The following is a 10,365-nucleotide window of genomic DNA, read 5'->3' on the forward strand; positions in this document are numbered from 1 at the left end:
AAAAATGACCCCCAAATCAACGAATAACAAAAAAGCAAATTTTACTCCCTTAGTTAATGCCAAGTCACTTGGGGAAGACTCGCAAATATTTGATACAGATACATCTGAGCCAGGTAAGCATAAACTTTCTTGGCGGTTGCTAATTTTATTAGGTTTATTACTAACGGGGGTAGCTGTATCAACTTGGTATTTGTTGGTATCCCACCCGCAAAAAAATGTACTGAGGGTAAGCGGTCGTATAGAAGGTTATGAAACTGATGTGGGGGCGAAAGTAGGGGGACGTATCGAGTTTGTAGCAGTGCGAGAAGGGGATGAAGTTCACCAAGGTCAAATTATTGTCAAGTTGGATGATGCAGAAATTCAAGCGCAATTAAAAGGGGCGATCGCCCGTTTAAATGCCACTCAGATACAACAAGAAGAAGCAAAGTTGCAAGTTAACTTCCTCCAAAGTCAGATTTTAGAGAGTGAAATTTCTTTGCAACAAGCACAAGGAGACGCCAAAGGTAGGATTTTTCAGGCAGAGTCTTCAGTTGCTTCAACTCAGGCGCAGTTAAATCAAGCGATCGCTCAACTGCAACAAGCCAAATCAGAATTAAAATTAGCACAGATGAATCGCGATCGCTACGCTCAATTAGTAGCAGAAGGAGCGATCGCCAAGCAACAATTTGACCAAGCCAAAACAAACTTTGAAACTGCTCTTGCCAACCTCAAATCACATCAAGCAGCAATAGTAACCTTTGGAAAATTAGTTAATTCTGCCGAAGGTCAATTGACCCAAGCCCAAAGCACAGGATTAAATCCCTCTATCCGCAATGCCCAACTAGCCAGATTACGCATACAATTAGCACAGACACGCTTAAAATTAGCCGCAGCCAAAGCTGACGTAGCCAATACTGTAGCTGCTCAACAGGAGACTAAAGCCAAAATTGCCGACCTGAATGTGACCAGTCCAATTCAAGGTGTAGTTATCAGCCGGAATATTGAACCAGGAGTAGTTGTAACCACTGGTAAAACTCTGCTAACTGTGATTAATCCAAATACAGTTTATCTGCGTGCTTTTATACCTCAAGGTGACATTGGGAAAGTGCGAGTAGGTCAGCCCTCTGAGGTGTTTCTCGATTCAGCACCCAAACAACCCTTAAGGGCTAAAATTGCAGCCATTGACACACAAGCATCTTTTACCCCTGAAAACATTTATTTCCAGCAAGACCGGGTTAAGCAAGTTTTTGGCGTCAAAATTACCATTGATCGCCCTGATGGTTTAGCCAAGCCAGGAATGCCAGCAGATGTTGAGATTAAGATTTAGGACTCATTTGTTATTTGTCATCTGTAAAGGTTTCAGGTGTATTTACGTTTTGTAATTAATTTTTAATTCAGGGCAAAACGATGTGACTAATGTTGTAATTCAGGTTGAAAACTTATCTAAACGTTACAGCAAATTAGTCGCCGTTAAGGGAGTAGATTTTGCTGTCAGACGAGGAGAAATCTTTGGGTTAATTGGCCCTGATGGTGCGGGAAAAACTACGACTTTCCACATTTTAGCCGGGGTGATGGCAGCATCTACTGGCAATATCCAGATTTTAGGGAAATCACCCCGCGATGCTCGTTTATCTATTGGTTATTTGACACAGCAATTTTCACTTTATCTGGACTTGAGTATTGATGAAAATCTGCGTTACAGTGCTGGATTGCGTCAACTACCAGCAAAACAATTCTGGCAACGTCGTCAGAAATACTTGCAACTAATGAGTTTGGATAAATTTGGCGATCGCTTGGCAAGACGACTCTCCGGTGGGATGAAGCAGAAATTAGCTTTATGCTGTGCATTGATTTCCCAACCAGAAATCTTGCTGTTGGATGAGTCAACTACAGGAGTTGACCCGGTATCTCGTCGGGAATTCTGGGATGTTTTAGCTGCTGTGGCTGCTGAAGGAGTGACAGTGGTTGTAGCCACACCATATTTAGATGAAGCCGAAAGGTGTGATCGCATTGCTTTAATGTATGAAGGAGAGATCCAGCAAATTGACACCCTTTCCCAGTTGCGTGAAAGTTTAGGTTTACAACGTTTAGAGGTGCGGACTAATAATATAGAAGCAGCTGAGGAAGCACTGCACGAGGCGACAAACAACAAACAAACATCTATTGTTGACGTACAAACCTTTGGAGATCGGTTGGATGTGCTAGTGAAAAATGCTGTGATCGCTTCAACAGCAGTTCAGACAATTTTTAGTCAGCAGCAGCTACAACTTGACAGCATCCAAACTGTTGATACAACTTTAGAAAACGTTTTCGTTAACCACCTACGTGTAGCTGGTAAAGACCCGGAATTTATTTCTTTTCCTCGGACAAAAAAAAGGACTGGCGACTGGAGAATAGCTAATCTCTCACCTATTGCTATTAGTGCAAATAAATTGAGAAAGGTATTTGGCGACTTTCAGGCCGTTAAAGGTGTAGATATAGAAGTGCATTATGGGGAAATTTACGGCTTACTAGGAGCAAATGGTGCAGGAAAGACGACTACAGTTAAAATTCTCTGCGGTTTGCTAGAACCAACATCGGGGAAAATTTCTTTAGCTGGACAAAGTAAGAATCTACGTAGTCATGGCGTGCGGCAACGTATTGGTTACATGAGCCAGAAATTCACGCTCTACGATGATTTGACTATTATCCAAAATCTAGAATTTTACTGTGGAGTTTACAGTGTGCCAACTCGGTTACAGCGCAGCAAGATTGACTGGGTATTAGCAACTTGTGGCTTAGTCGGGAAAGCAAATATGCTTACAGGCAAACTACCAGGAGGATGGAAACAACGGGTAGCTTTTGGGGCGGCGGTGATGCACGAACCAGAAATTTTGTTTCTCGATGAACCCACATCAGGAGTAGATCCCTTAGCACGTCGTCAATTTTGGCGGTTAATTAATGAATTTGCCAGGTCAGGTACAGCAGTGCTAGTGACTACCCATTATTTAGAAGAAGCAGAACAATGCAACCGTATGGGATTTATGGTGGCGGGTGAAATAGTAGCCCAAGGTTCGCCGAGTGAAATTAAAGCTTCTCAACCCGGTCAGTTGTTAGAGATAGTTATTGATAAAACCCAAAATGCCGCTAATTTACTAAAAACTGAGTTAGCAGCTTGGCGGGTGTCGATTTTTGGCGATCGCTTGCATGTTGTTAGCGATCGCCCTGACTTTGATATTCCCCATATCCGTTCAATTTTCCAAATGGATGGGATCAATCTTCATTCTCTACGACTAATTCCCTTTTCGCTGGAGGATTCGTTTATAAGGATTGTGCAACACGCTCAACAAAATGAAAAATGAAAAAGATCTGGACTCAATGCATCAAAGAGTTAGCCCAAATTCAGCGAGAACGTCTGACTGTAGCCCTAGTTTTTTTGCTACCCTTGATTACCTTACTAATATACGGCTTTGCCATCAGACTCCAGCTCAAAGCAATTCCCCTGATCGTTCAAGACTTCGATCAAAGTCTACTTAGCCGTACCTATATCGAACGTTTGTTTGCTACCGACCAGTTCAAAGCGACACCTTTAGACAGAGGACAGTGGTCAGTTTACCCAACTTTAGATTCTCGCATTGCCGATCCAGCCCAGGCGATCGACCGTGGCATTGCTAAAGTAGCCTTGGTGATTCCACCTGATTTTTCCCGCCGCCTTAAATCTGGCAAGATCGCCACGTTTCAAGCCCTGATCGATGGTACAGATGTCAATAACGCCCGCGTGATTGAAAATACTATTCGCGCTACCACTGACTTTTTCCTCAAAAGTATTGGTTTACAACCAAATAGCAGCCAAATAACTGCCGAGATCCGTCTGTGGTTTAATCCAGGGCGGCAAGAATCCCTCTATATTGTTACGGGAGCTTATGGTCTGATTCTTTGGGTTTATCCGGCACTTTTTGCAGCCCTTTCTATGACCCGTGAAAAAGAACAAGGCACAATCATCCAAGCTTACGCTTCCAGCCTGAGTGCGCCAGAATTGTTGCTGGGAAAGGGACTAGCTTACTTATTCGTTGGCGTTGCCCAAACTGTTTCAATCGCCCTGTTGGGGTCATTAATTTTTGGACTGCGTTTGGCGGTGGAACCCACCTCCCTAATAATTGGTACTTTACTATTTTTAATGACTAGTGTGTTCTTTGGTCTATTCTTTGGAGTCGGCTCAAATACCCAAAGTGAGGCTACTCAGAAAGTATTAAGCATCGGTTACTTAGCTGCCCTGTTACTGTCTGGCTTAATTTATCCGCTGAGTAATATTCCTTTTCCATTATCGCTAATTAGCAATCTTATCCCAGTCCGCTACTATATTGAATTGACTCGTGACGCTTTCGTGCGGGGAACGGGATGGTCTGGTGTCTGGTTTGTTCACTTAGCGTTGATACTGCTGGGTTTATTGTTCTTTTTTGGGGCTTGCAAGAAACTAGGTCAGATGCAGCTACCAGACTAGTACCGCAGAACAGAAGTCAAAAGGTTGATATATCAAGGCTTATGGCTGTTTGAAATGGTAGGTTTATTTCCGCCGTACTGTATTAATCAGCAAGCCAAAATTGCCAGGAGTAGGGAAAAAAAATGAAATTCATCTATTGTCTTTTTCAGAGCCGCTTTTGGGCATTAGTGGTGAAAGAGATTCACCAGATTCTCACAGACAAACGATTACTTTTTCTGTTGATTGTTTTACCAACAGTACAACTGCTGATTTATGGTTTTGCCATCAGTCCTGATGTACACAACCTCAAACTTGGGATTGTTGATTATGCCAAAACCTATACAAGTCGTGAACTAGTCTCTGCCTTGACTGAGAATCGGATCTTTCTCCCTCGCTACAATAATAGTGAACAAACCCTAACTCAAGAGCTTCAGACAGCAAAAGTCTCTGTTGGTTTAGTAATCCCGCCTGAGTTTAACCGGAAGTTGCATCGGGAGGATACAGCAAAAGTCCAGGTTTTGGTAGATGCAGTTAACGCTAATACTGCTGGACTGATCAGGAGTTACATTACTCAGATCATCAGCCATTATGATCGCCAAGTGAACCCGAACTGGGTACCTCCACAGATCCAGCCCAAAATCACATTCCTTTACAACCCTGGTCTAATCAGTAGTTGGTTTTTCGTGTCTGGGGTAATGGGAGTAATACTGAGCCTAGTCAGTTCGATGGTTGCTTCAGCCACAGTGGTGCGCGAAAAAGAAACTGGTACGCTTGAGCAATTATTGATGACTCCCAGCGCTCATTGGGAAATCTTATTAGCCAAAGTTTTGCCTTTATTTATTTTGTTACTAGGTGATATTATCTTGCTGCTGGGCTTGGCCAGACTAATATTCAAATTACCCTTCCGGGGTAACTTGTTGCTGTTTGCAATCCTTTCAGGCACGTATATTTTCAGCGGTATGATGGTGGGTATGTTTATCGGGACGCTTTTGGGCAACCAGCAACAGACTCAACTCGTATCGTTCTCGATTAATGTGCCATTGATCCTCCTCTCCGGTACAATCACACCGATTGAGAGTATGCCCTTGCTGTTTCAGTACCTATCTTTGCTAAATCCACTACGTCACTATATCTTGATTGTACGTGGCATTCTGCTCAAGGGTGTTGGTCTGGAATTACTTTGGCCAAATGCGATCGCATTATTGTGCTTCGCTACTATTATATTCGTAGTCAGTATTAATAAATTTCGCAGTCATATTACTGTGATTTGAACTAAAAAATGAGATTTTAACTCATGATATGCTTCAGAAATGAGTATTTCAGTTTATGGGTTCTTGGCAACTTATGGTGATCTTGGTTGGTCATGGAGAGCGATTTTTTTCGGGGGAGATAGGTGATGCCAGATCGACCAAATAGTTATGGAAAAGTAGGTTAACTATCCCAAAGTCCCTGAAACTTGGTAGAGGCAAGTTCGGTGTAACGAACAGTATGCTGAATATTGTTATGCCCTAAGTAACTCTGTATCGTCTGAGCGTTAGTACCTCGATTATCCAGATAATAGCCAGTACCATGCCGCAGCATATGGGCATGAACGGGCATTGGTAAAGCAGCCAACTCTCCAGCCCGCTCGACAATGCCACCAACAGTATCATGAGCTAACGGTCCAAATCGCGAAGACTGAAAAACATAGGGACTAGCAGGATAATCTCGTTGTAGCTTGCGAAGTGACCGAATCTCGTCACCATATAGCGGTTGCACCGAAGGAGTTCCCTTTTTAACTCGCTTGACGTAAATCGTCCCTCCATTAAAATCTATCTGTGTCCATTGCAATGCTGATGCTTCAGCTACACGCAATCTATGACGATAAATTAGCAAAATTAAAGTTGAATCTCGGTGAGCATGACGACCCTTGCCTTTTTTAACTGTCGATCGCATCGCTTCAATTTCTGCCGATAATAAATAGGTAGTAGTGAATAGTAATGGTTAAGAGCGTAGGGAGGCATTGTAATGATGCACAAAATACCAAATTGCGCCAATGTGATTGTTCAATTTCTTAGAAAAAGACAAGGTTTTACGAACTAAGCGCCCAACTCGCTGTCTTATGGTGTTGTTGAATCGCTCGATATAGCTAGTTTTCCCAGTTTCTTTGCCAACCGCTCGATGACGATTGCTAGGTACCACCTGCTCATACGCCTCCCAAAAATCGGTGTAGCAGAGCGCACACTGACCGGAGGCGGAGCGTCTCCGGCTCCGCGGTAAACCGCAGGTAAAGATTGCCAAAGCCCCTTTGCACCTTGCCGAGAACGAGCACCCACGAACACCCCAACAATTTCACGGCTATGAGCATCAATAGCTAACCAGACCCATTGTTTGTTATCTTTAGAGCCAACAAAGGACCACATCTCATCAACTTGAATCGTCAACCGACCTGGTTTTTTTGGGTGACTTCGATAGTCTTTGGCGTTTGGTAAAACTTCTGATTGACGTACATTTGTAACCATCGCTGGGAAACACCCGTCACCCGTGCAATTGCCGCCAGCGCTAGACGTTCGAGCAACAACTTATCAATCAATTGACGAGTTGCATCCTCAATCGGTTGTCGGGTTGCATCCTCTACAAACTGTCTCCCGCAGGCTTGGCAGCGGAATCGTGGTTTGCCATAATGAGTATGCCCGTATTTGATGATTTGAGTAGATTGGCACTTAGGACAGTTCATAGGTTTAGCTGCAATGCTTACTCTTACTAGCTTATCGGCTTACCATTACTATGCATTACTACCTGCTCTTGTTCAGTCTTACTGGGATGAAGCTGCTATCAAGGCTCAAGTTAGCAGGGTAGCCAAAGTTTGCCCTTGTGCGATCGCGTCCAAAATGCTAACAGGAGGTTTTAGTTATAAACGCTCATGACTTTCACGCTTCTTTAATACGTTCGTAATCAGTGTTTATAAACAAAAAGCCAAATGACCAGTGAACAATCATCTGGCTTTTATGCAAGTTTTAGTTAGCTGTTATAGCTCTACTTTCTGTTTAGCTCTTTTACGCAGAAGGCCAGCGCCAGCACCAAAAGCTAGTACGCCTAGCATAGATGTTGGTTCGGGAACTGGTGTTAACAGAACAGCACGAGTAGTTTGAGTATCGGCGAAAAAGCCTGTAGCAGCAATTTGTCCGCTCTCATTAATTCCTCTAGCGCTAGTCAGTACAAAGTCAAAGTCGCCAGCTAGTAAGGTATTGAGGTCAAATAGCTCGGTTCCATCATACAAGAAAGCGCGATCGCTGCCATCAGCTAGTTGGGAATCACCAACCACTAAGCCTAATTCGTTGAGGCTGTAAGCAATACTAAAATCACCGCCCAAAGTCCCCAAGTCATCCTCGGCATCTATAGCACTATTAGCATTAGTTAAAAAGGCGTGAGTTGCGCCACTAGCTGTCGTTGAACTACCAACGACTTGACCTTTGTCGTTGATATCGAATGCGGTACTTGAAGACCCACCCAAAGTACTTAAGTCATCTGTTGCCGCGTTAATAGTGCTGTTGGCAGCAGTCCGGAAGGCACGGGTCTCTCCATTAGCAGTCTCTGAACTACCCACTACTTGACCTAAGTTGTTGATTGCATTTCCTATACTGTCTGTTCCACCCAGAGTTCCCAGATCGACAAAGTTGTTGAAGGCAGCATTGTTGTCCGGCTGATCGATTCGCACAGCATGATAAGTTTCAGGATCTAAGTTAACTAAACCTCTACCAGTCACCTGACTCGATGTATTGATGTCGTTAGCACGAAGAATGCCTATTCCACTTCCTGGATCTGAAACGTAACCATTGGGTGATGTCCGGTAGGAAAGCGTAAAACGAGTAAAAGCTTGAACTGTGCCGACGACTCTACCTGAGTTATTTATCCCATTAGCAGTAGTTTCTCCCCCTCCTCCTCCAATATTGTCTGTTGTTATATTAATGGGGCTATTAGGTGCAGTACGAAAAGCTTGGGTAGCTAAAATCGGTTGACCATCTACCTCACCGAAGCTAATTGTTGACTCACCGATCACCTGACCTAGATCGTTGATGCCTGTAGCTCTACTTCTACCAATCCCTGAAAATGTCCCTAGATCGGTCACGTTATAGAAAGTAGCAGCAGCGGCAGGTAGACTCGTATTTAATCCAATTAAGGAAACTGTTGTTAAGGCTAGGCTAATTGAACAGATCTTATGTAATTTCATGGTTGCTGTTTTGATTAAGTAATTGACAATGCATAGTCGTTTCAACAGCGACTCTAGACTATCAAGAGTGCTGGGTAGAGCAACCCTGTAAATATCAAGTATTTCTGAACTAGCAGCAGTTTAATTCAGCCTGGAAATGACTAAATCTACCTAATGGCAGTTGCTGTGTATTTTGTTACCTTTATTGCCAAATTTGCTTAGGTAAGCGCTTGCTATAGGTGAATTTTGAATGGGACTTAGTGGCATTGAAAAAGATAATTGCAACTGGGTCGTAATTTCTCTTAAAGCTTCTAGGTAAGATGTTTGTTATTAGGGAAAACCATCAAGGATTAACGAGGTATTATTAACTCCCCCAAGCAACTCACTCCAGTCCCGCCCTAAGTGCAGCTTCAGCGCTGTAGTAGATTTTGCGCTTCCCAAATACTGCCCCACCAGCGCTAATCAACCCCAATTGCTAGCAGTGGGCTTCGGTGTAAAAGACTATCAATGTAGTTCCGTCAATGCCGATAACGTGGTGGATTGTGGTTTGGCTCATGGGCGATCGCTACTTAAAACGCGCCATTCTATTTTTGCGGCTCAATCAAATTTCTAGGCTGTAAGATTGTCTGAATTTGGTGCAGTAGGTCATCAAAATCAATCGGTTTACGAATAAATCCGTCGGCTCCCACATCAAATCCATCAGCAGGTGTGGGTTCGCTGTAGCCCGTAACTAAGAGGATGGGAATAAAAGGCAGAGCAGGATTTTGCCGCAGCCGACGAGTAACTTCAAACCCGTTCATCCCTGGCATCATGATATCAAATAATACCAAGTCTGGAGGATGGGATGCAATGCTTTCTAGTGCTGCGTGACCGCTATCGGCAACTTCAACAGAATATCCTTCACTCTCTAGGATTGTTTGCAGTAGAAAGCAGTTATCAGGAAGATCGTCAACGACCAAGATGCGATCTACCCCAGTAGCAATTTCAGCAGACGAACCAATCATTGAGTAAACTCAGAAAACAATGAAGTTTAGTTTTCATAAACCTACTTAATTGTCCTGGTTTCATTAACTATTCCTATCTCACGACAGAGAGATTTTTCTGCCTTTAGTCGGTCGTCTTCAAGCAGACAACTCATTACCGTAGTCAGACCCAATTGGTGCTAGAAATCTTAATTGGCTGTGACTAAACATAACTTCTAAGGCGTTGCATAATGAAGATATGAATTAGGAAGGAACTGGAACATCCCAGAATTTAAGATAGTGCAGTAACAATCGAATTGAGTGCCTCAGCATTTCTTCGGATTTGGAATAACATAATGTCTTGCGATGCAATCGGGCGAGATAGTGCCGTAGCCGCGTATTTTCCCCTTCCACCCGTGTCATGTATGTCTTGCTAACAATATGGTCTCCATCGGGAATAAAGTTAGGATAGACTGACCATCCATCCGTGATAATGAAGTAGCAATTCCAAGTGGCGACAACTGCCCACAACGGTTTAAACGTCTTGGCACTGTGGTCTCCCAACACCCAACCTAAGATCCCTCGTTGGAAGTGGTCAACTGCGGTCCAGAGCCAGATTTTGTTTTTTTCGAGCCGACAAATGTTTCTAATACCAAATCGCGTTCTAGAGCGTAATTTTCAAATGAGGGAAAAAGGTCATTGAGCGTAAACTTTCTGGCTGTGCATTAAGTTGATTCAAAGCCTGGCATAGTGTATCTTCTACAGCAGTTAGAGAT

General features: G+C 43.4%; 7 protein-coding genes and 2 pseudogenes. 4 read left to right on the forward strand and 5 right to left on the reverse strand.

Annotated elements, in window-relative coordinates; translation table 11 throughout:
* The first annotated feature begins 4 nt into the window (after window positions 1–4).
* The 4 genes from UH38_RS23730 to UH38_RS23745 all read left to right on the forward strand — a co-directional run bounded on the left by UH38_RS23730 (window position 5) and on the right by UH38_RS23745 (window position 5,709).
* Entirely contained in the window at window positions 5–1,306 is a 1,302-nt protein-coding gene (locus UH38_RS23730; protein WP_082065512.1) for an HlyD family secretion protein, read from the forward strand.
* Between the two features lie 82 nt (window positions 1,307–1,388).
* Entirely contained in the window at window positions 1,389–3,320 is a 1,932-nt protein-coding gene (locus tag UH38_RS23735) for an ATP-binding cassette domain-containing protein (protein WP_200892603.1), read from the forward strand.
* On the forward strand, window positions 3,317–4,459 hold the full coding sequence (locus UH38_RS23740; RefSeq protein ID WP_045057185.1) for an ABC transporter permease: 1,143 nt from the start codon (window positions 3,317–3,319) through the stop codon (window positions 4,457–4,459). The genes UH38_RS23735 and UH38_RS23740 overlap by 4 nt, the downstream gene beginning before the upstream one ends.
* A 122-nt stretch (window positions 4,460–4,581) precedes the next feature.
* Window positions 4,582–5,709 carry an ABC transporter permease gene (locus tag UH38_RS23745; RefSeq protein ID WP_045057186.1) on the forward strand — a complete coding sequence of 376 codons (1,128 nt, stop codon included), beginning with the start codon at window positions 4,582–4,584 and terminating at the stop codon, window positions 5,707–5,709.
* A 160-nt stretch (window positions 5,710–5,869) separates the two neighbouring features.
* Here the strand turns inward: UH38_RS23745 and UH38_RS23750 are convergent, their stop codons facing one another.
* The 5 genes and pseudogenes from UH38_RS23750 to UH38_RS25745 all read right to left on the reverse strand — a co-directional run.
* Window positions 5,870–6,373 carry a tyrosine-type recombinase/integrase gene (locus UH38_RS23750; RefSeq protein WP_072044988.1) on the reverse strand — a complete coding sequence of 168 codons (504 nt, stop codon included), beginning with the start codon at window positions 6,371–6,373 and terminating at the stop codon, window positions 5,870–5,872.
* Between the two features lie 48 nt (window positions 6,374–6,421).
* A pseudogene (locus UH38_RS26080) lies at window positions 6,422–7,154 on the reverse strand (IS1 family transposase).
* A gap of 291 nt (window positions 7,155–7,445) precedes the next feature.
* Window positions 7,446–8,648 carry a DUF3466 family protein gene (locus tag UH38_RS25130; protein ID WP_052672558.1) on the reverse strand — a complete coding sequence of 401 codons (1,203 nt, stop codon included), beginning with the start codon at window positions 8,646–8,648 and terminating at the stop codon, window positions 7,446–7,448.
* A 563-nt stretch (window positions 8,649–9,211) separates the two neighbouring features.
* On the reverse strand, window positions 9,212–9,631 hold the full coding sequence (locus tag UH38_RS23770) for a response regulator (RefSeq protein ID WP_045057188.1): 420 nt from the start codon (window positions 9,629–9,631) through the stop codon (window positions 9,212–9,214).
* Between the two features lie 222 nt (window positions 9,632–9,853).
* Window positions 9,854–10,239: pseudogene (locus UH38_RS25745) on the reverse strand (IS1 family transposase); the annotation flags it as partial.
* Between the last annotated feature and the right edge of the window lie 126 nt (window positions 10,240–10,365).

Origin of the sequence: Aliterella atlantica CENA595, from assembly GCF_000952155.1 — a bacterium.
Lineage (GTDB): Bacteria > Cyanobacteriota > Cyanobacteriia > Cyanobacteriales > Chroococcidiopsidaceae > Aliterella > Aliterella atlantica.